At 66.4% G+C, this 25,747-nt stretch carries 21 protein-coding genes; 11 read left to right on the forward strand and 10 right to left on the reverse strand.

Going from position 1 to position 25,747, the window contains the following annotated elements:
* The first annotated feature begins 78 nt into the window (after positions 1-78).
* The 7 genes from IB255_RS05395 to IB255_RS05425 all read left to right on the forward strand — a co-directional run bounded on the left by IB255_RS05395 (position 79) and on the right by IB255_RS05425 (position 10,248).
* Positions 79-3,138, forward strand: coding sequence for a multidrug efflux RND transporter permease subunit (locus IB255_RS05395; protein ID WP_151188304.1), 3,060 nt, complete (start codon positions 79-81; stop codon positions 3,136-3,138).
* Positions 3,139-3,483: 345 nt separating this feature from the next.
* Positions 3,484-3,960, forward strand: a complete 477-nt coding sequence (locus IB255_RS05400) for a GspH/FimT family pseudopilin (RefSeq protein WP_081516447.1) — start codon at positions 3,484-3,486, stop codon at positions 3,958-3,960.
* On the forward strand, positions 3,957-4,493 hold the full coding sequence (pilV, locus tag IB255_RS05405; protein ID WP_081516382.1) for a type IV pilus modification protein PilV: 537 nt from the start codon (positions 3,957-3,959) through the stop codon (positions 4,491-4,493). The genes IB255_RS05400 and pilV overlap by 4 nt, the downstream gene beginning before the upstream one ends.
* An 8-nt stretch (positions 4,494-4,501) precedes the next feature.
* On the forward strand, positions 4,502-5,263 hold the full coding sequence (locus IB255_RS05410; protein WP_081516383.1) for a PilW family protein: 762 nt from the start codon (positions 4,502-4,504) through the stop codon (positions 5,261-5,263).
* Positions 5,260-5,838: a PilX N-terminal domain-containing pilus assembly protein gene (locus IB255_RS30765; RefSeq protein ID WP_081516384.1), complete on the forward strand. Its 579-nt coding sequence runs from the start codon at positions 5,260-5,262 to the stop codon at positions 5,836-5,838. The genes IB255_RS05410 and IB255_RS30765 overlap by 4 nt, the downstream gene beginning before the upstream one ends.
* 10 nt (positions 5,839-5,848) lie before the next feature.
* The gene (locus IB255_RS31045; RefSeq protein WP_081516385.1) at positions 5,849-9,814 is read left to right on the forward strand and encodes a pilus assembly protein; all 3,966 of its coding nucleotides are present in this window, start codon (positions 5,849-5,851) and stop codon (positions 9,812-9,814) included.
* Positions 9,811-10,248: a type IV pilin protein gene (locus IB255_RS05425; RefSeq protein ID WP_081516386.1), complete on the forward strand. Its 438-nt coding sequence runs from the start codon at positions 9,811-9,813 to the stop codon at positions 10,246-10,248. Before IB255_RS31045 ends, IB255_RS05425 begins: the two co-directional genes overlap by 4 nt.
* Before the next feature lie 185 nt (positions 10,249-10,433).
* On the opposite strand, the gene IB255_RS05430 is transcribed toward IB255_RS05425, so the two are convergent.
* The 4 genes from IB255_RS05430 to IB255_RS05445 form a co-directional block, all read right to left on the reverse strand.
* Positions 10,434-11,549, reverse strand: a complete 1,116-nt coding sequence (locus IB255_RS05430; RefSeq protein WP_081516387.1) for a hypothetical protein — start codon at positions 11,547-11,549, stop codon at positions 10,434-10,436.
* Positions 11,550-11,652: 103 nt separating this feature from the next.
* Positions 11,653-13,017, reverse strand: coding sequence for a spinster family MFS transporter (locus tag IB255_RS05435; protein ID WP_081516388.1), 1,365 nt, complete (start codon positions 13,015-13,017; stop codon positions 11,653-11,655).
* 292 nt (positions 13,018-13,309) lie between these two features.
* Positions 13,310-14,332 (reverse strand): ferrochelatase, encoded by a 1,023-nt coding sequence (gene hemH, locus IB255_RS05440; protein WP_081516389.1) that lies wholly within the window; start codon positions 14,330-14,332, stop codon positions 13,310-13,312.
* Positions 14,333-14,440: 108 nt separating this feature from the next.
* Positions 14,441-15,346, reverse strand: coding sequence for a TIGR01777 family oxidoreductase (locus IB255_RS05445; protein WP_081516390.1), 906 nt, complete (start codon positions 15,344-15,346; stop codon positions 14,441-14,443).
* Between the two features lie 275 nt (positions 15,347-15,621).
* Here IB255_RS05445 and IB255_RS05450 point away from each other — a divergent pair, with 275 nt between their 5' ends.
* From IB255_RS05450 to phrB, 4 genes are all read left to right on the forward strand, one after another.
* A complete protein-coding gene (locus IB255_RS05450) occupies positions 15,622-16,605 on the forward strand; it encodes an NAD(P)/FAD-dependent oxidoreductase (protein ID WP_081516391.1) in 984 nt (327 codons plus the stop codon).
* A gap of 150 nt (positions 16,606-16,755) precedes the next feature.
* Positions 16,756-17,727: a YbgA family protein gene (locus IB255_RS05455; RefSeq protein WP_081516392.1), complete on the forward strand. Its 972-nt coding sequence runs from the start codon at positions 16,756-16,758 to the stop codon at positions 17,725-17,727.
* A 31-nt stretch (positions 17,728-17,758) separates the two neighbouring features.
* A complete protein-coding gene (locus IB255_RS05460) occupies positions 17,759-18,709 on the forward strand; it encodes a MerR family transcriptional regulator (RefSeq protein ID WP_081516393.1) in 951 nt (316 codons plus the stop codon).
* Complete coding sequence (phrB, locus tag IB255_RS05465; RefSeq protein WP_081516394.1) at positions 18,706-20,133, forward strand: deoxyribodipyrimidine photo-lyase; 1,428 nt, start codon at positions 18,706-18,708, stop codon at positions 20,131-20,133. Before IB255_RS05460 ends, phrB begins: the two co-directional genes overlap by 4 nt.
* Before the next feature lie 230 nt (positions 20,134-20,363).
* On the opposite strand, the gene IB255_RS05470 is transcribed toward phrB, so the two are convergent.
* From IB255_RS05470 to hemA, 6 genes are all read right to left on the reverse strand, one after another.
* On the reverse strand, positions 20,364-20,885 hold the full coding sequence (locus IB255_RS05470) for an acyloxyacyl hydrolase (protein ID WP_081516395.1): 522 nt from the start codon (positions 20,883-20,885) through the stop codon (positions 20,364-20,366).
* Positions 20,886-21,000: 115 nt separating this feature from the next.
* Positions 21,001-21,795: a glutamate racemase gene (murI, locus tag IB255_RS05475; RefSeq protein WP_081516396.1), complete on the reverse strand. Its 795-nt coding sequence runs from the start codon at positions 21,793-21,795 to the stop codon at positions 21,001-21,003.
* Positions 21,788-22,543: a molybdopterin-synthase adenylyltransferase MoeB gene (locus IB255_RS05480; RefSeq protein ID WP_081516397.1), complete on the reverse strand. Its 756-nt coding sequence runs from the start codon at positions 22,541-22,543 to the stop codon at positions 21,788-21,790. Before IB255_RS05480 ends, murI begins: the two co-directional genes overlap by 8 nt.
* Positions 22,537-23,367 carry a peptide chain release factor N(5)-glutamine methyltransferase gene (gene prmC / locus IB255_RS05485; protein WP_081516398.1) on the reverse strand — a complete coding sequence of 277 codons (831 nt, stop codon included), beginning with the start codon at positions 23,365-23,367 and terminating at the stop codon, positions 22,537-22,539. Before prmC ends, IB255_RS05480 begins: the two co-directional genes overlap by 7 nt.
* A gap of 14 nt (positions 23,368-23,381) precedes the next feature.
* Complete coding sequence (gene prfA / locus IB255_RS05490; RefSeq protein WP_081516399.1) at positions 23,382-24,464, reverse strand: peptide chain release factor 1; 1,083 nt, start codon at positions 24,462-24,464, stop codon at positions 23,382-23,384.
* Positions 24,461-25,729, reverse strand: a complete 1,269-nt coding sequence (gene hemA / locus IB255_RS05495; RefSeq protein WP_045211202.1) for a glutamyl-tRNA reductase — start codon at positions 25,727-25,729, stop codon at positions 24,461-24,463. The genes prfA and hemA overlap by 4 nt, the downstream gene beginning before the upstream one ends.
* Between the last annotated feature and the right edge of the window lie 18 nt (positions 25,730-25,747).

Consider the following 25,747-nt stretch of genomic DNA (forward strand, 5'->3'; position numbering starts at 1 on the left):
GCCAATGAGCATTTCGACGATTCCCTCCAACGCCGCATGGCCGACGCGCAGCAAATCCGAATACAAAGGATTGAGCTTATGGGCTTCACCGATCCCTTCATCCGTCGCCCCGTGCTGGCGACCGTGGTCAGCTTGCTGATCGTCCTGCTCGGCATGCAGGCCTTCAGCAAGCTGGTGATCCGCGAATATCCGCAGATGGAAAACGCGCTGATCACCGTCACCACCTTCTATGCCGGCGCCAACGCCGAAACCATCCAGGGCTACATCACCCAGCCGCTGCAGCAGAGCCTCGCCAGCGCCGAAGGCATCGACTACATGACCTCGGTGAGCCGGCAGAACTACTCGGTGATCTCGATCTACGCGCACATCGGCGCCAACTCCGATCGCCTGGTCACCGAGCTGTTGTCGAAGATCGGCGAGGTGAAGACCCAGCTGCCGCCCGATGCGGAAGACCCGGTACTGGACAAGGAAGCCGCCGACGCCTCGGCGCTGATGTACATCAGCTTCTTCAGCGAGCAGATGAACAACCCGCAGATCACCGACTACCTGTCGCGGGTGATCCAGCCCAAGCTCGCCACCCTGCCGGGTATTTCCGAAGCCGAAATCCTCGGCAACCAGGTGTTCGCCATGCGCCTGTGGCTGGACCCGGTGAAGATGGCCGCCTACGGCATCACCGCCGGTGACGTGGCCGACGCGGTGCGCCAATACAACTTCCTCTCCGCCGCCGGCGAGGTGAAGGGCGAAATGGTGGTCACCTCGGTGAACGCCTCCACCGACCTGAAATCCCCGGAAGCCTTCGCCGCCATTCCGCTGAAGACTGCGGGCGACCGCCGCGTGCTGATGGGCGACGTGGCGCGCATCGAACTGGGTGCGGCGAGCTACGACGCGGTCAGCTCGTTCAACGGCATCCCGTCGGTGTACATCGGCATCAAGGGCACGCCCAGCTCCAACCCGCTGGACGTGATCAAGGAAGTCCGCGCCAAGATGCCGGAGCTGGAAGAGCAGCTGCCGCCGGGCCTGCAGGTGTCCATCGCCTACGACGCCACGCGCTTCATCCAGGCGTCCATCGACGAGGTGGTGAAGACCCTGGGCGAAGCGATCCTGATCGTCATCGTGGTGGTGTTCCTGTTCCTCGGCGCGTTCCGCTCGGTGATCATCCCGGTGGTGACCATCCCGCTGTCGATGATCGGCGTGCTGTTCTTCATGCAGGTGATGGGCTACTCGATCAACCTGCTGACGCTCCTGGCCATGGTGCTCGCCATCGGCCTGGTGGTGGACGACGCCATCGTGGTGGTGGAGAACATCCACCGCCACATCGAAGAGGGCAAGTCGCCGTTCCAGGGCGCCATCGAGGGCGCGCGGGAAATCGCCGTGCCGGTGGTGACCATGACCATCACCCTGGCCGCGGTGTACGCCCCCATCGGTTTCCTCAGCGGCCTCACCGGCGCGCTGTTCAAGGAGTTCGCCTTCACCCTGGCCGGCGCGGTGATCATCTCCGGCATCGTCGCGCTGACGCTGTCGCCGATGATGTGCTCGCGCCTGCTGCGCCACGACGAGAACCCCAGCGGCCTGGCCCATCGCCTGGACCTGATCTTCGAAGGCCTGAAAGTGCGCTACCAGCGTGCGCTGCACGGCACGCTGAACAGCCGCCCGGTGGTGATCGTCTTCGCCCTGCTGGTGCTGGCGATCATCCCGCTGCTGATGATGTTCACCCACAAGGAACTGGCGCCGGAGGAGGACCAGGGCATCGTCTTCATCATGGCCAACGCGCCGCAGACGGCGAACCTCGACTACCTGTCGAAGTACACCGCCGAGTTCGAAGGCATCTTCCGCAAGTTCCCCGAGTACTATTCGGCGTTCCAGATCAACGGCTACAACGGCGTGCAGACCGGCATCGGTGGCATGTTGCTCAAGCCCTGGGACGAGCGTGACCGCAGCCAGATGGAACTGCTCCACGCGGTGCAGGGCGAGCTGGACAAGATCCCCGGCCTGCAGATCTTCGGCTTCAACCTGCCGTCGCTGCCGGGCACCGGCGAGGGCCTGCCGTTCCAGTTCGTGATCAACACCGCCAGCGACTACCAGTCGCTGCTGCAAGTGGCCGAGCGGGTGAAGAAGCGCGCGGAGGAGTCGGGCAAGTTCGCCTTCCTCGACCTCGACCTGGCCTTCGACAAGCCCGAACTGGTCGTCGATATCGACCGCGCCAAGGCTGCGCAGATGGGCGTGTCCATGCAGGACCTGGGCGTCGCTCTGGGCGCCCTGCTGGGTGAGGGCGAGATCAACCGCTTCACCATCGACGGGCGCAGCTACAAGGTGATCGCCCAGGTCGAGCGCGCCTACCGCGACAACCCGAGCTGGCTGAACAACTACTACGTGAAGAGCCAGAGCGGCCAGCTGATCTCGCTGTCCACCCTGGTGACCTTCCACGAGCGTGCGCGCCCGCGCCAGCTCAACCAGTTCCAGCAGCTCAACTCGGCGATCATCTCCGGTGTGCCGATGGTCAGCATGGGCGAGGCCATCGACACGGTGCGCGGCATCGCCGAGCAGGAGTCGCCGCGCGGCTTCTCCTTCGACTACGCCGGCGCCTCGCGGCAGTTCGTGCAGGAAGGCAGTGCGCTGATGATCACCTTCGCCCTGGCACTGGCAGTGATCTTCCTGGTGCTGGCGGCGCAGTTCGAGAGCTTCCGCGATCCGCTGGTGATCATGGTCACCGTGCCGCTGTCGATCTGCGGTGCGCTGATCCCGCTGTTCCTTGGCCTGTCGAGCCTGAACATCTACACCCAAGTCGGGCTGGTGACGCTGATCGGGCTGATCAGCAAGCACGGCATCCTCATCGTCGAGTTCGCCAACCAGCTGCGCCATGAGCGTGGGCTGTCGGTGCGCGAGGCCGTGGAGGAAGCCGCGGCGATTCGCCTGCGCCCGGTGCTGATGACCACTGCGGCCATGGTGCTCGGGGTGATCCCGCTGCTGCTCGCCACCGGCGCCGGCGCGGTGAGCCGCTTCGACATCGGCGTGGTGATCGCCACCGGCATGAGCGTCGGTACGCTGTTCACCCTGTTCGTACTGCCCTGCGTGTACACGCTGCTGGCCAAGCCGGACAAGAAACCCGGCGAAGCCACCGCGCCGGCTCCGGCGCACTGAAAAAAAGCCCCGCTGATGCGGGGCTTTTTCGTTGAGCAGCTCCGCCACCGGTACATCCGGAGCTGCCGTGCAGGATGGGTGGAGCGCAGCGATACCCATGCTGCCGGTGGACGAGATCGATGGGTATCGCTTCGCTCCACGCCATCCTACGTCGGGGCCCGCCTGCAGGATCGGCACGCCAGTTCGTCATCTGAGTGGTCTTCTGACAGACCATTCATACGCATATTTCGACCGCCCACGCCTTTATCTCAGCGCTGATACACAACCTCTAAATTCCCCATACACGCATCACGTATCCCTGCGCGCCATTCGCCGGGAATCTCCGGCTCAACGTCGGAACCCGCCATGCCGGCAAACGCCCCAAGCCCAGGCTTCACCCTGGTCGAACTGATGGTCACCCTGGCCGTCCTGGCCATCCTCTCAACCCTGGCCGCGCCGATGTTCGGCGACCTGATCCAGCGCAACAAGGTCGACGCCGCCAGCGGCGAACTGGCTCACCTGCTGCAATACGCCCGCAGCGAGGCCATCACCCGCGCCAGCGCGGTGACGGTCACCGCCAGCAGCGGCAACTGGGTCGGTGCGCTGAGTGTCGCCACCAGCAGCGAAACCCTGCGCCAATACGGCAGCGAGGGCATCAACGGCGGCAGTGCGGTGACCGCCACTGGCAGCGCCAGCAGCCTGACCTTCCGCGCCGCCGGCACGCTCAATGGCGCTGCACAGAGCATCCGTCTGTGCCCCAGCAGCGGCAGCAGCAGCGGCCGTCTGCTGAGCATCTCCAGCAGCGGGCAGATCACCAGCACCACCACGGAGTGCTCGTCATGAGACGCGCCCACCGAGGTTTCAGCCTGCTGGAAGTGCTGATCAGCCTGCTGCTCGTCAGCGTCGGCGCCCTGGGCATGGCGGCACTGCAAGGCAAGAGCCTGCGTTACACGCAGGATGCGGTGCAGCGCAACGAAGCGATCATGCTCGCCCAGCAGTTGCTCGAGCAGATGCGCAGCAACCCCAAGGATGCCTTGAGCGCCACCCACCAATTCAGCAGCAGCTCGGCCTACTACAAGGTCGCCGGCACGGCCTTCGCCAACGCTTCGCGCAGCGATTGCGCCACTCGCGAGCGCGGCAATGGCGGCTCCGACGTGGCGAAAGCCGATCTCGCCTGCTGGCTGCAAGCGGTGCAGGCGACGCTGCCGGTGACCAGCTCGATCCTCAGCGCCAGCTTCACCATCTGCCCCAGCCAGTCCGATGGCGCGTGCAGCAACGACGCCAGCTCCGCCGTGCTGATCCAGCTGGCCTGGAACGACCCCAGCGGCCAGTGCGACAACAACCTGTGCATCTACCGCCTGCGCGGCGAACTCTGAGGTCCGCCATGTCCGCAAGAACATTTCCCGCACAAGCACGCCAGGCCGGCCTGTCGCTGGTCGAGCTGATGGTCGCCCTGGCCATCGGCAGCCTGCTGATCCTTGGCGCCACCGAGCTGTACATCAACAACAAGGCGCACTTCCAGTTCCAGCAGGGGCAGTTGGGCAATCAGGAAAACGCCCGCTACACACTCCTGCTGCTGGACCAGCAATTGGCCCGCACCGGCTATCGCTACCTGCCCCAGGACAGCCTGGAAGTGGCCTTCCCCGCGCTGGCCAGCAGCAACGGCTGCCCGTCCTTCAAGGCCGGCCAGACCTACCAGGCCAGCAGCGACGGCAAGGGCGTCTGCCTGCGCTACCAAGGCGCCAGCGATAGCACCACGGAAGTCGCCGGCTCCAATGGCAACCAGTACGACTGCCTGGGCACGTTCATCCCGCGCGGTACACGCGTGCTCACGCGCATCGGCTATGTAGCCGGCAGCACGCCGGCGGACGGCACCCTTACCTGCACGGCCCAGGGCGCCACCGAGCAGACGCTGATCAAGGGCGTGGCGGGCTTTGCGCTGTTCGCCCTGCCCGCCAGCAGCGATGACAGCCAGGCGGTCAGCTACGCCGCTCTGCTCGCCACCGGCGCGTCGACCCGTGGCGGCATGAGCAGCGATATCGCCAGCCGCTGGAAAACCCTCAGCGGCGCGACCCTCAGCGAGAACACCGCCTACGTCTACCAGATCGCCCAAGGCAGCGTGATGCTGCGGAACCTGATGCCATGAGCCCACGACACACCCTGCGCGCGCAACGCGGCGCCACCCTGGTCATCGCCCTGGTGATGCTGCTGCTCGGCACCCTGATCGCCCTGAGCAGCATGCGCGGTACCACCACCGAGACCCGCATCATCGGCAACCTCAGCGAGCAGCAGCATTCGCGGGCGGCCGCCGAGTCGGCGCTGCGCGAGGGTGAGCGCCGCCTGGCCGCGCAGACCAGCCTGGACCAGGGGTCGGCGAACTGCGCCTCCAGCGTCGCGCAACACGCCAACCTGTGCATCCTGGTCAGCGACAAGTACTCCTCCAACGCCAAGGCCAGCGCCGACTGGTGGAGCAGCGACGCCACCTCCATCGCCTACCTGGGCATGGACGGCAGCTCCACCTTCGACCCGGTGCCACGCTGGAACGCCGCCTACATCGCCTTCGACCCGGCCGACTCCAACGGCAACGTGCAGATCACCGACCCCGACGAACGCTCCCAGGGGCGCGGGCCGCATTACTACCGGGTGAGCGCTGCCGCCCGCGCCGACGGACAGCGCCTGATGAGCGTGCTGCAGACCGTCACCATCCGTCGTTACTACTGAGGAGCCCGACGTGAGCCGACGTCCCGCCCAGCCCTTCCTGCCGTACCTGTTCGGCGGCCTGCTGCTGGCCACCGCGCTGCCCACCGATGCCGCGACCCTGACGCTGAGCCAGCAGCCGCTGTTCCTCACCGAGGGCGTGGCGCCGAACATCATGGTGACCATCGACAACTCCAACAGCATGCGCTGGAGCTTCGCCCCCGATGGCATGAACCCCACAACCGGCAGCACCTACAACGGCTATACCGCCGACCAGGTGCGTACCAGCCGACGCGCCAAGTCGTCGACCTTCAACCCGCTGTACTACAACCCCAACGTCACCTACCAGGCGCCCTACAGCGTCAGCTACAGCAATGCCAGCACCACCTACACGCCGCTGACCACCAGCTTCACCACGGCCTACGTGAACGGCTTCAAGAGCGCCAAGGGCAGCTTCGACCTGAGCTCGGCGTACAAGGTCTCCTGGGAGTACGACACCGCTCGCGCGACCACCGACAGCACCTACTGGACCTACACCGGCTACACGTCCTACAACAGCCCGGACAAGGTCTACTACCTGGCGGCGAACCCGTCGTCGGACTTCAGTTCGAGCAGTACCCAACTCGCCAGCACCACCAGCAGCTCGTCCGCCACCTCCTCCAGCACCAGCAAATCGGGCTCGCTCACCGGCGGCGGCACCTACACCGTCACCACCAAGAGCAACAGCTGCACGGCCACGGTCACCAACCCGAAATCCAGCAGCACCTCGACCACCAACAGCGACGGCAGCACCACCAGCACCACCACCGCCGTCAGCTACTCGACTGCCAGCTGCTCCTACGTCACCAGCGGCGGCAAAACCACCTACACGGTGACATCGACCGCGACCACTACCCAGACGAGCACCATCACTTACCCGGACCGCACCAAAACCGCAGTGCCGGCGTACTACTACGTCTACAACACTGCGCTCAGCGGCTGCAGCAGCAACGTCAACGACGACAACTGCTACAAGCTGGTGACCGTGTCCTCCACCTCCGGCACCAACGGCAGTGACGAGCGGCAGAACTTCGCCAACTGGTACAGCTTCTACCGCAACCGTGAGCTGGCGACCCAGTCCGGCGCCAACCTCGCCTTCGTCTCGCTGCCGGAGAACACCCGCCTCAGCTGGCAGGCCCTGGGCACCAGCGACACCTGCATCACCAGCAGCTCGTACCTGTCGAGCTACAACTGCCGCGGGCTGAGCAACACCAGCAGCAGCTACTACGACAACCGCCTGGGCACCTTCTCCGGCGCGCACCGGGCCAAGTTCTTCGAGTGGCTCGGCGACATCTACTTCAACCAGGGCACCCCGCTGCTGGATGCCGTCGACCGCGTCGGCTCGCTGCTCAGCGTCACCGGCAAGTACAGCCCCTATGCCTACTCCATCGGCAGCAGCGAAACACCGCTGTACAGCTGCCGGGCGAGCTACAGCATCACCCTCACCGACGGCATCTGGAACACCGCCGGCAGCCACGGCGACTGGGACAGCACCGGCCGCACCCTGCCCGACGGCCAGACCTACAGTGCACGCGCACCGTACAAGGACAGCGCCTCCAACACCCTCGCCGACCTGGCGTTCAAGTACTGGGCCACCGACGCCCAGCCGAACATCGCCAACAACGTCAGCACCTACATCGCCGAGAGCAGCAGCAACGCCACCACCCAGTACTGGAACCCGAAGAACGATCCGGCGACCTGGCAGCACATGGTCAGCTACTTCGTCGGCCTGGGCCTGACCACCAGCCTGACCAACCCGGCCTGGGGCGGCGCCACCTACTCCGGCGACTACAGCAAACTGGCCGCCGGCACCCTGAGCTGGCCCGCGGCTTCGTCAGGCAGCGCCAACAACGTCTACGACCTGTGGCACGCGGCGGTCGACTCCCGTGGCGAGTTCTTCAGCGTCGACTCGCCGGATGACCTGGTCTCCGCCCTGCAGAACGTGGTCAACCGCATCTCCCAGCGCGAGGACTCCGGCGCCGCACCGGCGCTGGTCAGCTCGCCGCTGCTCAATGCCGACAGCAGCACCGCCGACAGCGAGCTGTACAGCTATACCCCGAAGTTCGCCAGCACCGACTGGAGCGGCGACCTGATCAAGTACCTGCAGAACACCGCCAACGGCAGCCAGACCTCGGTCTGGAGCGCCCAGGACGTGATGGACAGCACCTACGGCAGCGGCAACAGCGCCTGGTCCACGCGCACGGTGAAGATGGCCGGCAGCACCGCCGGGACGCTCAAGGATTTCACCTGGAGCAACCTCAGCAGCGCGCAGCAGACCACCCTCAACAAGACCCTCGCCAGCGTCATCGACAGCAATGGCGAGAAGCGCGTGGCCTACCTGCGTGGCGACCGCAGCAACGAAGGCACACTGCTGCGTACTCGCAGCACCGTGCTGGGCGACATCATCGATTCTTCGCCGGTACTGGTGGGCCCACCCAACCGCCTGGCCTCGCTGATGAATGCCACCGTCAGCAGCACCGACACCTCCTACACCACCTTCAAGAGCACCTGGAGCGCGCGCCCCACGCGCCTCTATGTCGGCGCCAACGACGGCATGCTGCATGCCTTCGATGCCGACGGTAAGGAAGTCTTCGCCTACGTGCCCAGCGCGGTGATCAGCAACCTCTACAAGCTCACCGACAGCGACTACACCAGCGCCACCCACCAGTATTACGTGGACGGCTCGCCGGTCACCGCCGATGTCTATTACGACAACGCCTGGCACACCGTGCTGGTCGGCACCCTGCGCGGCGGCGGCCGCGCGCTGTTCGCCCTGGACATCACCGACCCGGCCAACATCAAGCTCCTCTGGGAGAAGAGTTACAGCGACAGCGATTACAGCGAGCTGGGCTTCACCTATTCGCGGCCGACCATCAGCCTGCTGCACAACGGCACCTGGGCGGTGATCCTGGGCAACGGGTACAACGGCGCCAACGACAAGGCCGTGCTCTACCTGATGGACGTCAAGGACGGCAGCCTGATCAAGGCCCTTACCGTCAGCGACGGCAAGACCACCGCCAATGGCCTGGCCACCCCGCGCGCCGCCGATATCAACGGTGACCTGATCACCGACTACGTCTATGCCGGTGACCTGCACGGCAACCTCTGGCGCTTCGACCTGACCAGCTCCGGCAGCCTCACCGCCAGCACCACCGCCAGCAGCTTCCGCGTCGGCTTCGGCGGCTCGCCGCTGTACAGCGCGACGACTACGGCCGGGCAGGTGCAACCCATCACCAGCGCGCCCTACCTGGTCAAGCACAGCTCCGGCACCGGCTACCTGGTGATCTTCGGCACCGGCAAGTACATCGAGTCCGACGACGCCGACCCCAACTCCACCCAGATCATGGGCCTCTATGGCATCTGGGACCGGCAGACCGCCGGCGAGGCCGCCACCAGTACGCCCACGCTCAGCCGCAGCAAGCTGCAGCAGCAGACCATCACCCAGAGCGAAGTGACCACGTCCTTCGACAACAACGGCACGGCGGTGACCCAGACCATCCGCACCGTCAGCGACAACGCCGTCACCTGGTACGACAGCAGCGGCAACGTCTCGCAGTACGGCTGGTACCTGGACCTGCCCGCCACCGGCGAAATGGTGGTCAACAACCCCTATGCCACCTCCGGCGTGCTGCTCGCCAGCACCCTGACACCCAACGAAGACCCCTGCGCCGACGGCGTCACCACCTGGCTGATGTCGCTCGACCCGTATACCGGCGGCGCCACCGATTTCGCCACCCTGGACCTGAACAACGACGGCGTGGTGGACGACAACGATCTGTACAACGGCAGCGTCGTCTCCGCCTTGCAGATGTCCGGCCTCAAGGGCGGCTTCACGGTCGGCAGCACCAGCGCCAGCAGCAGCAACGTCAACGCCTGCGGCAGCGACGGCTGCGTCAGCGTGGCAACCAGCGGCGCCAGCTCCGGGCGGCAGAACTGGCTGAACATCAAGGAACAGGAATGAACAGGCACTACCGGCAAAAAGGCTTCACCCTGATGGAGCTCATGGTGGTGGTGGCGATCGTGGCGATCCTCGCCGCCGTAGCCTACCCCAGCTACCAGGAATACGTGCTGCGCGGCAAACGCGCGGAAGGCCAGGCCCTGCTCAACCAGGCCGCGTCGCAGGAAGAGCGCTGGTATGCGCTCAACTCGGTATCCGGCTACGTCACCGACCAGGCTGCGGTGGCCAACCTGAAGCTGGCTGGCACCAGTGGCAGCACCGTCACCTCCCCCACCGGCCTGTATACCCTGACGGTGGGCGGAGGCAGCAGCGACGGCGGCTACACGCTGACGGCCAACCCGACCTTCACCGATAGCAAGTGCACGCACCTGACCCTGACCGCCCAGGGCCAGAAGGGCAGCAGCGGCACCGGCAGTGTGAGCGATTGCTGGCGGTGAGGCGCAACCAGCCGCCTGATCGAGCGGAGCGGCGCTGAGTCAATCGCAGACAGCTCGGGCTCCACCGTAGGAGCGGGCCATGCGCGCGATCCGCCGGCAAGGCCGGCGCCAGATCGGCACTGGGCTCACCGGATGGACACGCACCGGAGACGGTCGCGGGCATGGCCCGCTCCTACAGGTAGCCGTCACTGCCCGGGGATAGAAAACGCCACCAGCCGATACCCCTCGGCGGTACGGATGAATTCGAAGCTGGCGTGCTTGCCCGGCTCGAACGAGCCCTGCTGCCAATGCTCCATGGCCGACACCCTGGGCGTCTGCCACTGGGCGAACTCGCCGCAACCGTCGAAGTACTGCGGGTCGCGCTCGGGGTCGAAGGGCCAGCCCATATCGCCCTGGCGCACGCCGTAGCCGGCGGAGCTTCGCAAGGCCTCCAGTCGCTGGCGCAACTCTGCGCCGTACTTTTTCAGCACCTCGTCCGGCGTGGCGGCCTGCCAGTCATCCAGCGGCTCACCGCCCTGCCCAATCCGGATTCGGGAGTAGCTGTGGGCCTTCAGCGAGGCGTCATCGAGGTGCGCGAGGAACTCATCGCGGAACCAGACGGCGAAGTCCTTCTCGATATCGACGAAGCTGATGTAGCGGCCGTCGACTCCCTTGAAGGACACGCGGCGTGGGTCGCTGGAAGCTTGCCCGCTCACCTGCTTCGAAAACCAGTCCAGCGCTTCGGCGCGGGAAGCGTCGAAGCCTTGCACCAGCGTCCTGCCGTGGCGATCCAGCAGCAGTTCAGTGCCACCGCTCCAGCCCTTGTGCTCGCACTGCTCCAGGCTCACGTCCGGATCGGCACAGCTGCGCGTGGCGCCCTTCAGCGCCACCACCATGCCGTTGCGCATGGCCGTCGCGTCACTCAGCTCGGCCGGGATCAGCACCTGGCCATTGCCGTCGAGGAAACCGACCTTGTCACGCTGGCGGTCACGGAAGCGGATGCTGTTTTCGCTCTCGCAGACCGGTGCGTTATCGAAGAAGCACAGCGAATCCGGCGCCACCTGTCGGCCGTCGCGCAACAGGTAGTAGCTGCGGTAACCGTCGGCAGTTTCCTCACCGGCGGCGATGACGTGCTCGAAGCGTCGGGCCAGGGTCAACATCGGGCTGAGCGTCGGCGCGACCTTCACCACACCTTGCGCATCCTTGAAGCCGATGAGGTCATTCTGCGTGAAGGCCAACCAGGGGCCGTCCGCCGCTGCGCAAGTGCTCAGCGCCAGCGCCACGAGGCCTGCCAGCCCAGCACCAATGCCCTTTCCGTCCATGCCGGAAACCTCTCCTCAAGTCCGTGTTGCGCCGCATTGTGCCACGGGCAAAGAAAAGCCCCCGTGCATCACTGCGCGGGGGCTCGATCTCGCGGAAGAACGATCAGGCCGGCTGGCGTTGCATCGCGCCGCTGTCGCTCTCGCCTTTCAGGCTCCAGCTCTTCAGGTGCTCCAGGCTCGCGCGGTAGGGCTTCAGGCCGCTGGCCAGCAGCAATGCGCCCGCGACCAGGGCCACGACGCTGACGATCAGCAGCGAGTAGCGCAGCGCCATGTCGTCGCCGAACACGTAGTCGGTCACCAGGGCGATGGCGGTCGGGCCGATGCCCAGGCCCAGCAGCGTGACCACGAACAGGTAGATGGCCGAGGCCTGGCCGCGCATGGAGTTGGGCATGATTTCCTGGATCGCCGCGGGGGCGACGCCGAAGGGCATGCTGAGGAAGAACACGATGGGCGCCATCATCGCCGCCGCTGCGTTGCCGCTGTCCAGCAGCGGATAGACCAGGCTCAGCGGAATCGCCAGGCAGGCGGCCAGCAGGCCCACGCGCATGTTGGCATCGGTGCGCCCGCGCTTGGCCCAGTAGTCGGCCAGACGGCCGCCGCAGACGATGCCCAGGCAACCGAACACGGCGACGATGCTGCCGTACACCACGCCCACGTGGCCGGCGTCCCAGCCGTAGGTGCGGACGAAGAAGGTCGGCACCCAGGCGCCGCTGCCGTAGCTGGCGAAGGAGATGCAGGCGAAGCCGAAGTTGTGGCAGAGCACGGTCTTGCGGTTGGCGCGCAGGTAGGCGCCCACTTCGCTCATCGGCACCACCACGCCGGCACCGACGCCACGACGGGTCGGTTCCTTCACCGCGAGCATCAGCAGGGTGAAGAGCACGCCGGCAGCGCCGAGGATCAGGAAGATCAGCTGCCAGGGGCGCACTTCACCGAGGATCGGCAGGTGTACGTCGCCCTGGGCGGAAGCGAACTTGATCACCAGCCCGCCGAGCAGGAAGGCCAGCCCCGAGCCGAGGTAGATGCCCATGGAGTAGACGCTGATGGCGGTGGCGCGACGCTGGGCCGGGAAGCTGTCGGCGATCAGCGAGTAGGCGGCCGGCGACAAGGCCGCCTCGCCCACGCCAACACCGACACGGAACAGCAGGAAGTGCCAGTACTGGCGAGCCAGGCCGCAGGCGGCGGTCATGGCACTCCAGATCAGCACGCCGACGGTGATCAGACCGCGACGGCTGCGGCTGTCGGCCATGCGCCCGAGAGGGATACCGCACAGCGTGTAGAACAGCGCGAAGGACAGGCCCATCAGCAGGCTCATCTGCGTGTCGCTGATCTCCAGATCGCGACGGATGGGGCCGACCAGCAGGTTGAGAATCTGTCGGTCGATGAAGGAAAGCACGTAGGCGACCATGAGGATCGCAACCGTGGACCAGGCCACGGCACTGGAGGGGTAGCCGTTATTGTTGTTGTTCATGCCGGGCTCCTGAAACGCCGCCAATCGCGGCGAAGGCGAAGGGGAGAACCCGCAGAGTAGGCATTGCGAACGCGTCGCGCGCGCACTATCAAATCTCTGAATGCGCGCGTCGGCCGTTGGCTGATGAATGGGTGGTCAGGGATTGGATGGAGGGTTTCGCCGTCTCCCCCTGTGGGAGCGAGCAAGCTCGCTCCCACGAAGAGCAGATCATCCCTGTAGGGCGCATAAAGCGGAACGCTTTATCCGCCGTGGCGGATAACGCTCGAGGCGTTATTCACCCGACATGACTGGCTCAGATCGCAGCAGGCATTCGCTCACAAAGCTTCGCCAGCGCCCGCGCCCACAGTTCCTGGTCGTTCAGGCAAGGCACCAGCACCAGCTCCTCGCCACCCGCCGCGCGGAATTGCTCCTGGCCACGCTGACCGATCTCTTCCAGCGTCTCGATGCAGTCGGCGACGAAGGCCGGGCACATCACCAGCAGGCGCTTCACGCCCTGCTTGCCGAGCTTGTCCAGCTGCGCCTCGGTGTAGGGCTCGATCCACTTGTTGCGGCCCAGGCGCGACTGGAAGGACACCGACCAGCGCCCGTCCTGCAGACCGGCGCCAGCGGCGAAATCCTCCGCCGTGCGCAGGCACTGGCTGCGATAACAGACGGCCATGACATCCTCGTGCACACCCCGGCTGGAGCTGGCGGTGAGGTCGTGGCGCTTGTCCTTCACCAGCTTGCGGATGTGCGACTCGGGCAGGCCGTGGAAGCTCAGCAGCAGATGGTCATAGGGTTGCTCCAGGTACGGCTTCACGCTGTCCACCAGCGCCTGGCGGTACTCCGGTTCGGCGTAGAACGGCGGCAGCACCTTCAGCTCCAGCTTGAGGTTGTGCTCGCGCATCACCCGGCGGGCTTCCTCGATGGCAGTGGTGGTGGTGCTGTCGGCGAACTGCGGGTACAGCGGCGCGAAGGTCACCTGGGTGATGCCCTGCTGGCTCAGACGCAACAGCGCCTTTTCAATGGACGGTTCGCCATAGCGCATGCCCAGCTCCACCGGGCCGTGCGGCCAGAACGGCTTCACGGCCTCCTGCAGGCGGCGGCTCAGCACGACCAGCGGCGAGCCCTCGTCCCACCAGATCGACGCGTAGGCGTGGGCGGATTCCTCCGGGCGCTTGCGCAGCACCAGCGATACCAGCAGCCGGCGGATCGGCCAGGGCAGGTCGATCACGTAAGGGTCCATGAGGAACTGATCGAGGTAGCGGCGCACGTCCTCGACCTGGGTGGAGGCCGGGGATCCCAGGTTGACCAGCAGGAGGGCGTTTTGGGTCATGCAGTGTCCTTAAACCGGTACGGTAGGAGGTCGTCGTGCGGGCTGCGCAGTTTACACGCCGCCCGCGCTATCCAGATGTTCCAGGGCTGTTGCCGATGTCGCAGGGACTCAGCGCTTTTCCTGCAGCACATCGGCCAGCGCTTCCTTGAATTCCGGGAAGCGGAACTCGAAGCCGGCGTCCAGCAGGCGGCGCGGCACGATGCGCTGGCCGCCCAGCAACAGGGTCGACATTTCACCCAGCAACAGGCGCAGGGCAAAGCCCGGCACCGGCACCAGCGTCGGCCGGTGCAGCGCCTGGCCCAGTTCCTGGGTGAAGTCGCGGTTGCGCACCGGCTGCGGCGCGCACGCATTATAAGGACCGGCCGCATCCGCCTTGCGCAAAAGAAAATCGATCAGGGCGATCTGGTCTTCGATATGGATCCACGACATCCACTGCCGACCATCGCCCAGCCGCCCACCGGCGCCCAGGCGGAACGGCGGCAGCAGGCGCTTGAGGAAACCACCTTCGGGTGCCAGCACCAGCCCGGTGCGCACCAGGACCACGCGGATACCCAGTGCCTCGGCCTCGCGGGCGATCTGCTCCCAGGCCAGGCACAGCTCGCTGGCAAAATCCTCGCCGGCAGCCGCGCTGTTCTCCTCCAGCGGACGCTCGCCGGCATCGCCGTACCAACCGACCGCCGAGCCGTTGATCAGTACCACCGGGCGCTGGCTGCGCCCCTCCAGCCAGCTCACCAGGCGCTCGGTCAGGCGCACCCGGCTGTCCCACAGCAGGGCCTTGCGCCGGGCGCTCCACGGCTTGTCGGCGATGGGCTCGCCGGCCAGGTTGACCACCGCATCCAGCGGCCCGTCTCCATAGGCCTCGAAGTCGGCGATACCGCGCACCGTCTCGCCGCACAGCGAGGCGACGCGCTGCGGCTGGCGGCTCAGCACGGTGAGCTGGTGCCCTTCGGCGCTCCACCGGCGGCAGAGGCGGCGGCCGATCAGGCCGGTGCCGCCGGTCAAGAGAATATGCATGGCGAACTCCTTGTTTGGCTGTTCCACCTTCCATCAGTCTGGACGAGAGGGAGGCGATTGCATTGACACTCCCTCTACGGCGAGGTCTACGCTGTAAGTGCCGGAACCAAAGCCGGGCTCATTCCTGAATGAACCGATGCGGCGCCGAAGGTTCCGATGATCGGACTCCTATCGTTGACGAGCGCGGGCAGCTGGAAACCAATTGTACAGATAGTTTCGTTTGTACAAGAACACTCCGCTCGTTACGCTGAAAGACACAGACTACGAGGCATGTCATGAGCGCCCCCATTGCCATCATTGGCACCGGTATCGCCGGACTCTCGGCCGCCCACGCCCTGCGCGACGCCGGACAAGTCGTCCAGCTGTTCGACAAGGGCCACGGCAGCGGCGGCCGGATGGCCAGCAAGCGCAGCGAAGCCGGCGCCCTGGATCTCGGTGCGCAGTACTTCACCGCCCGCGACCGGCGCTTTCTCGACGCCGTGCAGAAGTGGCGCGAGCACGGCTGGGTCGCCGAATGGGACCCGGCCCTCTACCAGTACCGCGACGGTGAACTGAGCCCCTCCCCCGACGAGCAGCCGCGCTGGGTCGGCACTCCGCGCATGAGCGCGATCACCCGGGCACTGCTGCAGGACCAGGTCGTCACCTTCACCTGCCGCATCACCGAAGTATTCCGCGGCGAGGAGCACTGGCACCTGCAGGACTCCGAGGGCCAGACCCACGGCCCCTTCAGCCACGTGCTGGTCGCCACCCCCGCGCCCCAGGCCGCGGCCCTGCTGGCCAGTGCGCCGAAGCTGGCCGCCGCCGCCGCGAGCATACCCATGGAGCCGACCTGGGCCGTTGCCCTGGCCTTCCGCGAGCCGCTGGATACGCCCGTGCAGGGCTGTTTCGTGCACGAGGGGCCGCTGTCCTGGCTGGCCAGCAACCACTCCAAGCCGGGCCGTGACGAACAACTCGACACCTGGGTGCTGCACGCTGCCAGCGGCTGGAGCAAGCAGCACATCGACCTGCCCAAGGACAGCGTGATCGAGCACCTGCGCGGCGCCTTCGCCGAGCTGATCGGCTGCGCCGTCCACGCCCCTGACTTCGCCCTCGCCCACCGCTGGCTCTACGCCCGCCCCATGGAAGCGCACCAGTTCGGCGCCCTCGCCGACGCTGACCTGGGCATCTACGCCTGCGGCGACTGGTGCCTCTCAGGCCGCGTGGAAGGCGCCTGGCTGAGCGGCCTGGAAGCCGCTCGCCGCCTGCTCGAACACCTCTGATCGACCACGGCCATCTCCCTGCGGAGATGGCCGTCGAATCCGCGCACCCGCCCCTTCCTTGTACAAGTCTTTGCACTTGTACAAGCCTGCGCCTATCCTTACCGATAGTTGTACAAGATAGCCAACCTGTACAAGAAATCGGTTACCGCCATGCCCATCGCCAAGCCCAGCAGCCCCTCACGCCCCCAGCTCGCCATCAGCGCCTGCCTGCTGGGCGAGCCGGTGCGCTACAACGGTGGACACAAGGCCTCGCGCCTATGCCTGGACGTGCTCAGCCGCTACTTCGACTTCGTCCCGGTGTGCCCGGAAGTCGCCATCGGCCTCGGCGTGCCGCGGCCGACCCTGCGCCTGGTCGGCGACCGAGATGACCCGAAGGCCCTGATCCAGCGAGAAGGCGGCCGCGATGTCAGCGAAGCCCTGCGCGATTTCGGCCGCAAGCAAGCCGGGCTGCTGCAGGACATCTGCGGCTACATATTCATGCAGCAGTCGCCCTCCTGTGGCCTGCAGCGGGTAAAGCTCTATCGCTTCGACGGCCAGCTGCGTCCGCCAGGCGTGCGCGGGCTCTATGCGGAAACCTTCTGCGCCGCGCGACCGGAACTGCCGGTGGAAGAAGAGGGCCGGCTCAACGACCCGGTGATCCGCGAGAACTTCCTCACCCGCGTGTTTGCCTACGCCGCCTGGCAGAAGCTCTGCGCGCAGGGCCTGACACGCCACGCGGTGATTGGCTTCCACTCCCGCTACAAGTATCAGCTGATGGCGCACAACCCGCGCCAGTACAGCGCGCTCGGCCAGCGTCTGGCGAAGATCGGCGAGCAGCCGCTGGAGGATTTCGCCCCGGACTACTTCCGTGACTTCATGCAGGCGCTGGGCACCTGTGCCACCCGCGGTACCCACAGCAACGTACTGCAGCACCTGGCCGGCTACCTCAAGCACGACCTGCCCTCCACCGAGAAGGCAGAGATGCAGCGGCTGATCGACCAGTACCGCGAAGGCGTGATCCCGCTGGTGGTGCCGCTGACGCTGCTCAAGCACCACTTCCGCCTGCACCCGCACCCCTACATCGATGCCCAGGCCTACCTGCAACCGCACCCCGAAGACCTGAGCCTGCGCAATGCCATCTGACGTAGCCATCAGACGTACTGAAAGGATGTCCATGAACCCCGACCACCCTCACCGCGAATCAGACGACGACTACCGTCAGGCCCTGGCCGAAGGCTGGCTGCCGATCCGCGAAGTCTCCCGGCGCACCGGCGTCAACCCGGTCACCCTGCGCGCCTGGGAGCGCCGCTACGGCCTGGTCGTGCCGCAACGCACGCCCAAGGGCCACCGCCTCTACTCCGAAGCGCAGATCGCGCGCATCCAGGCCATTCTCACCTGGCTAGGCAGAGGCGTGGCGGTGAGCAAGATCCGCGCGCTGCTCGACGAAGACGCGCCGCCTCCGCCGGAAACCACCGCCTCGCCCTGGGACGACCTGCGCCTGCAATGCATCGCCGCGATCGGCCGGATCAACGAACGCCAGCTGGACGAGCTGTTCAACGGCGCGCTGGCAATCTATCCCGCGCAAACCCTCTGCGAGCAACTGATGCTGCCGCTGCTGGACGAGCTGGAACGGCGCTGGCAGGGCCAGTTCGGCGCGCAGCTGGAACGGGTGTTCTTCCACACCTGGCTGCGCACCAAGTTCGGCACCCGCCTCTACCACCACAACCGCCAGCAGCGCGGCGCACCGCTGCTGCTGGTGAACCAGTCCGGACTGCCGCTGGAACCGGGCCTGTGGCTCACCGCCTGGCTGGCCAGCAGCGCCGGTTGCCCGCTGGAAATCTTCGACTGGCCCTTGCCGCCCGGTGAACTGGCGCTGGCGGTGGAGCGCCTGCAGCCGCGTGCCGTGCTGCTCTACTCCAGCCGCACGCTGAACCTGTTGCAGTTGCCCCGGCTGCTGGCCGGCGTCGACTGCCCGCGCCTGCTGGCCGGCCCCGCCACCGCCATCCACCCCGACGCGCTGCAGGAACTGGCCATCGCCGAACCACCGCTGCACCTGGCCAGCGATCCGGTCGCCGCCTTCGACCTGCTGCGCGAACTGCACCTGCTCAACGGGGAGGCCGCATGAAACGCCAACTCGTCTGGCTGCGCACCGACCTGCGCCTGCGCGACAACAGTGCCCTGCACGCCGCCGCCGAGCGCGGCCCGGTGATCGCTCTCTACCTGCTCAGCCCCGGCCAGTGGCAGCGCCACGACGACGCCCCGTGCAAGGTCGACTTCTGGCTGCGCAACCTGCGCGAACTGCGCGCCGGCCTCGACAAGCTGTGCATACCGTTGCTGATCCGCACGGCGGATCACTGGGATGAGGCACCAAAAGTCATCGCGCAGCTCTGCCGCGAGCTGGACATCGAGACGCTGCACGTCAACGAGGAGTACGGCGTCAACGAAGCCGCCCGCGACGCCGCCGTGGAGAAAGCGCTGGAGCACGACGGCATCCGCGTGCGCAGCCACCTCGACCAGCTGTTCTTCACCCCCGGAACCATCCTCACCAAGGGTGGCACCTACTTCCAGGTCTACAGCCAGTTCCGCAAGGTCTGCTACGAACGCCTGAACCTCGGTGTGCCCAGCCTCGTACCGGCACCCCGCGCGCAGCAGGAGCTGGATATCGCCAGCGACGAGGTGCCCGCGCAGGTCGCAGGCTTCGAGCCGCCGCCAGCCGAACTGAGCGAGCAATGGCCCGCCGGCGAGGAAGCCGCCCATGAGCGCGTTGAGCTGTTCACCGACGAAATCCTCAAGACCTACCAGGACACCCGCGACCTCCCCGCCCGCGACGGCACCAGCCGCCTTTCGCCGTACCTGGCCGCCGGCGTGCTGTCGTCCCGGCAATGCCTGCACGCGGCGCTGGCGAACAACCACGGCGAGTTCGAGACCGGCAACAGCGGCGCGGTCAGCTGGATCAACGAACTGCTCTGGCGCGAGTTCTACAAGCACATCCTGGTTGGCTTCCCGCGCGTGAGCCGGCACCGGGCCTTCCGCGAGGACACCGAGAAGCTGAAGTGGCGCTACGACCGGAAGGACCTGGAGGACTGGCAGCAGGGCCGCACCGGCTTCCCCATCATCGACGCCGCCATGCGCCAGTTGCTCGCCACCGGCTGGATGCACAACCGCCTGCGCATGGTGGTGGCGATGTTCCTCACCAAGAACCTGCTGATCGACTGGCGCGAGGGCGAACGCTGGTTCATGCGTCACCTGATCGACGGCGACCTGGCGGCGAACAACGGCGGCTGGCAATGGAGCGCCTCCACCGGCACCGACGCGGCGCCCTACTTCCGCATCTTCAACCCGATCTCGCAGTCCGAGCGCTTCGACCCGGACGGGCGTTTCATCCGCCGCTGGGTGCCGGAGCTGGCCGGGCTGCAGGGTCGGGCGATGCACGATCCATCGAAGCTCGGGCTGTTCGGCGCGGAACGTTATCCACAGCCGATGTGCGACCTGTCGGCTACTCGGGAACGCGCGCTGGAAGCGTTCAAGAGCCTCTCCGCCGGCCGCTGAAGCCGAGCGCGCCATGCGCACGATCGCGGGGGGACTCCGCCCGTAGGGCGCATAACCCGGAACGGGTTATCCGCCGGTTACGTCACAGCGGGTAGCGCTGGCGCGTTATCCGCCCTATGGAGTTACCGATCAACTCCAGTGCCTTTTGGGGCGCAGGAGCCGCCCCCCGCTATTCCTGTCGCGCACAAAAAAGCCGGACCCAGGGCCCGGCTTTCTTTGTCAGCGTTCCGTTACAGCGGATGCGTGTAATAGAGGCTGTAGGATTCGATGCCATCGTTCGGCTGGCTGATACCGGCGTTGGAATAGTGCATGGCGCGCACACCCAGTGCCTGGCCCTCACCGAAGCGCAGGCCGACGCCCAGGCGATCCTCGAAGTTGAAAGCGCCACCCAGGTTCTGGTCGCCGACACGGGAGCCACTGAATACGGCCACGCCGATACCGGCTTCGACGAAGGGCTTGACCTTCTCGCCAGAGAACTCATAGACGAACACGGGGCTGAAGGACAGCGAATGACGGCCGCTGGCCTCGTCACCACCTTCCCAGTAGGTGTAGCCGGCGTCCCAGTACCCGGTCAGGCGCCCGGTGGAGCTTTCCCACCAGCTCTTGTCCCAATCGAACCCCAGCCCCAGGCGATAGGTCATGGTGTTCTGCCCGGTGAAACCCACGGCGCCAGTCAGGCCAGCGGCCTGTGCGGAGACCAGATGCCCCAGAGTCAAAGCTGCCACGGCGGCAAGCGAGAGTAGTTTCTTCATCGAAACATCCTTTATTAGAAAGCTGAATGAAAAATCCCCGCGAATAGCTGGCGATTATAAGGCCATTTGTCACCACTTGCTGACAGACCAAAGTGGGTAGCTAGCTATTTTTCTCTCAGCCAGGGAAGAAACTGACGGACTCTTCGGTGCCCCAGAGCACCGGCAGTACGCGTTCAAATCCTTCGACTGCACCGCTGGTCCATAGCTCAGTTTTTTTTGCATCGCCTTTTGCCAGCATCCCCCGCACCTGCAGCAGGCGCTCAAGCTGGCGGGCCACCGCAGCCCCGGTATCGATCAGCGAGACGTCCGCTGGCACCAGTTCACGCAACAGCGGGCGCAGGAAAGGGTAATGCGTGCAGCCCAGGATCAGCGTGTCACAACCTTCGGCCAACAACGGCGCGACGTAACCTTGCAACAGCTCGCGGGTCTGCGGACCGCTCAGGTCGCCCAGCTCGATGCGCTCCACCAGCCCCGGGCAGGGCTGGGTGATGACGCGCACGTCGCTGGCGAACCGGTCCAGCAGCGCGGCGAATCGTGCGCTCTTCAGGGTGCCGGTGGTGGCGAGCACGCCGACCACGCCACTGCGGGTCGCTTCGGCCGCCGGCTTCACGGCCGGTTCCATGGCGACGATGGGCAGTTGCGGGTACAGCTCGCGCAGGTCAGCAGCGGCGGCGGCGGTGGCCGTGTTGCAGGCCAGCACCAGCGCCTTGGCGCCACGGGCCAGGAGGAAGTCGGCGATGGCACGGCAACGCGCGCGGATGTATTCGGGAGTCTTCTCGCCGTAGGGCACGTGGCCGCAATCGGCGAGGTAGATCAGGGATTCGTGGGGAAGCCGCGCCCGGATTTCGTGGAGGACACTGAGGCCGCCCACACCGGAATCGAACACGCCGATCGGCGCGGCATCAGCCATGCGCGGCTCCGCACACGGCGCACTGCGGATCGCGCTTGACCCGAAGTTCGCGGAAGCGCGTGCCAAGGGCATCGATCAGCAGCAGGCGACCTACCAGCGGCTCGCCGAAGCCAGCCAGCAGCTTCAACGCTTCCAGCGCCTGCAGGCTGCCCACCAGCCCCACCAATGGGCCGACCACGCCGGCCTCGCTGCAGGTCAGCTCGGCTTCGCTGCCATGGCCGTAGAGGCAGTGGTAGCACGGGCTTTCCTCGCGGCGCGGATCGAACACCGAAAGCTGCCCTTCCAGGCGAATGGCAGCGCCGCTCACCAGCGGTTTCTTCGCGGCGACGCAGGCGGCGTTGACTGCTTCGCGGGTGCCGAAGTTGTCGCAGCAATCCAGCACCAGGTCCACGCCCGCCACGGCGGCATCGAGGGAGTCGGCGTCCAGCGCCTGGCGATGGGCGACCAGCTTCACGTCCGGATTCAGCGCCGTCAGGCGGGCGGTGGCGGAGTCCACCTTGCCCATGCCGACGCTGTCGGTGCCGTGGATGATCTGCCGCTGCAGGTTGGTCAGGTCGACAGTGTCGAAGTCCGCCAGGTGCAGTTCGCCGACGCCGGCCGCGGCCAGGTACAGCGCCACCGGGGCACCGAGGCCGCCGAGGCCGACGATCAGCACGCGGCTGTCCTTCAGGCGCAGTTGGCCGTCCACGTCGATCTGCGGCAGGAGGATCTGCCGGCTGTAACGCAGCAGTTCGTTGTCGGTCAGCATGTCCAGCGCCCCAGGCTGATGCGCTCGTGGCCGCCGAGGTCGCGACAGCTTTCCACCGCGCTGAAGCCACGGCAGAGCAGCAGGTCGCGCACGACGTCAGCCTGGTCGAAGCCATGTTCGAGCATCAGCCAGCCGCCGTTTTCCAGGTGGTTCGGCGCCTGATCGATGATCAGGCGGATGTCGTCCAGCCCATCCTGCCCGGAGACCAGCGCGCTCGAGGGCTCGAAGCGCACATCGCCTTGCTTGAGGTGCGGGTCGGTGCTGGGAATGTAGGGCGGGTTGCTGACGATCAGCGCGAAGTGTTCGCCCTCCATCGCGGAGAACCAGTGGCTGGTGCGGAAGGCGACGTTGGCCAGGCGCAGGCGCTCGCGGTTGCGCTCGGCCAGGGCCACGGCCTCGGGAATGCGGTCGACGCCCAGCACCTGCCAGCTCAGGCGTTCGCACGCCAGCGCGAGGGCGATGGCCCCAGTGCCGGTGCCCAGGTCGAGCACGCGCGCTGGCGAGGCCGGCAGCAGCGCCAGCGCGGTCTCCACCAGCAACTCGGTGTCCGGACGCGGAATCAGGGTGTGCGGCGCAACTTCCAGGTCCAGGCTCCAGAAGCCCTGGCGGCCGAGGATGTAGGCCACAGGCTCGCCAGCCACCCGGCGGGCCAGGTAGCGGTCATAGAGGTCGTGGGCCTCGCGGGTGACCACGCGCTCGGGCCAGGTCCGCAGGAAGCTGCGCGGTTTGCCCAGCGCGGCGGCGAGCAGCAGTTCGGCATCCAGACGCGCACTGGGCGAGTCCGGCAGTTGCGCCTCGTTGAGCAGGGTCATGATGGTTGCCATGGTCTATCGCTCTCTCAGTCGCCGAGCGCGGCCAACTGGTCGGCCTGGAACTCTTGCAGCAGCGGCTCGATGACCTGCTCCACCGCGCCTTCCATGACTTCACCCAGGGAATACAGGGTGAGGTTGATGCGGTGGTCGGTCACCCGGCCCTGGGGGAAATTGTAGGTGCGGATGCGCTCGGAGCGGTCCCCCGAACCGACCAGCAGCTTGCGCGTGCTGGCGATCGCCTGCTGGGCCGCGGACTGCTGCTGGTCGTTGAGCTTGGCCGCGAGCCAGGCCATGGCCTTGGCGCGGTTCTTGTGTTGCGAGCGCTCTTCCTGGCACTCGACCACGATGCCCGACGGGATGTGCGTGATGCGCACCGCCGAGTCGGTCTTGTTCACGTGCTGGCCGCCGGCGCCGGAGGAACGGTAGGTGTCCACGCGCAGGTCGGCCGGGTTGATCTCGATGGCCGCCTGTTCGTCCGGCTCCGGCAGCACCGCCACGGTGCACGCCGAGGTATGGATGCGCCCCTGGGATTCGGTGGCCGGTACGCGCTGCACGCGGTGGGCGCCGGATTCGAACTTGAGCTTGGCGTAGACGCTCTCGCCTTCCACGCGGGCAATGACTTCTTTATAGCCGCCGTGCTCGCCCTCGTTCTCGGACATGATCTCCACGCGCCAGCCCTGCTTCTCGGCGTAGCGCGAGTACATGCGGAACAGGTCGCCGGAGAAGATCGCGGCTTCGTCGCCGCCGGTGCCGGCGCGGATTTCCAGAAAGACGTTGCGGCCGTCGTTGGGGTCCTTGGGCAGCAGCATGCGCTGCAGGCGATCCTCCAGGCCGACCAGGGCGGACTTCGCCTCGGCGACTTCCTCCTCGGCCATCTCGCGCAGGTCCGGGTCGCTGTCCTTGAGCAGCGCCTGGGCGCCTTCGAGGTCGGACTGCACCTTGCGGAACTCGCGGAAGGCGAGGATGACCGGCTCCACTTCCGCGTATTCACGGGAGTAGGCGCGGAACTTGGTCTGGTCGCTGATCACCTCGGCGTCGCCCAAGAGAGCCGTCAGCTCTTCATAGCGGTCGCTCAGGATATCCAGCTTTTTCAGGAGGGAAGCTTTCATCGCTTGTCAGTGCCCTCCTCGAGGGCGAACAGTTCCTGCGCGACGGCCAGCGCATCGATGCGGCCCTCGGCGGAGAGTTTCTTCATCTGCACGCTGGGGGCGTGCAGCAATTTGTTGGTCAGGCCACGGCTGAGCTGGGCGATGACTTCCATCGGGTCGGCGCCGTTGGCCAGCAGGCGCTGGGCCTTCTGGGTTTCCTCGTCGCGCAGGCGCTCGGCCTGCTGGCGATAGGCGCGCAGCACATCGACCGCGGCCAGCTCGCGCAGGCGCAGCATGAATTCGTGCACGCCATCCCCCACCAGCTCCTCGGCGGCCTGGGCAGCGCCCTGGCGGCTCTTGAGGTTTTCCGCGACCACTTCGTGGAGGTCATCGACGCTATAGAGGTAGACGTCTTCCAGCTCGCCGACTTCCGGCTCGATGTCGCGCGGCACGGCGATATCGACCATGAACATCGGCTTGTGGCGGCGCTGTTTCAACGCGCGCTCCACCGCACCCTTGCCGAGGATCGGCAACTGGCTGGCGGTGGAACTGATGACGATGTCGCTGTTGACCAGTTCGTCCGGCATGTCCGCCAGCAGGATGGCGCGGGCGCCGAACTGCTCGGCCAGCAGGCTGGCGCGCTCCAGGGTACGGTTGGCGACCACGATGCGCTTCACGCCCTGCTCGTGCAGGTGGCGGGCGACCAGGGTGATGGTCTCGCCGGCGCCGATCAGCAACGCCTGGCTGCGGCTCAGATCGCTGAATATCTGCCGGGCCAGGCTGACCGCGGCGAAAGCCACGGACACCGGGTTCTCGCCGATGGCGGTATCGGTGCGCACGGTCTTCGCGGTGCTGAAGGTGGCCTGGAACAGGCGCCCCAGCATCGGCCCGACGGTGCCGGCCTCGCGGGCTACGGCGTAGGCGGATTTCATCTGCCCGAGGATCTGCGGCTCGCCCAGCACCATGGAATCCAGGCCCGCGGCGACGCGCATCATGTGGCGCACGGCTTCCTCGTCCTGGTGGACGTAGGCGCAGGCGCGCAGGTCGTCGATCCCCAGGTTGTGGTAATCGGCCAGCCAGGCCAGCACGTCGCCGGCGTCCGGATGCTCGATCTCCAGGTAGAGTTCGCTGCGGTTGCAGGTGGAGAGGATCGCGGCTTCCCGGCTGGAAGTCAGCCTGCACAGCAGCTGCAGGGCCTCGACCATCTGCTCGGGAGTAAAAGCCACGCGCTCGCGGACGGCCACGGACGCGGTCTTGTGGTTGATGCCGAGGGCAATGAAGGCCATGCAGAATCGCTGAGCTGA

The sequence above is a fragment of the Pseudomonas sp. PDM22 genome, assembly GCF_014851965.1.
GTDB lineage: Bacteria > Pseudomonadota > Gammaproteobacteria > Pseudomonadales > Pseudomonadaceae > Pseudomonas.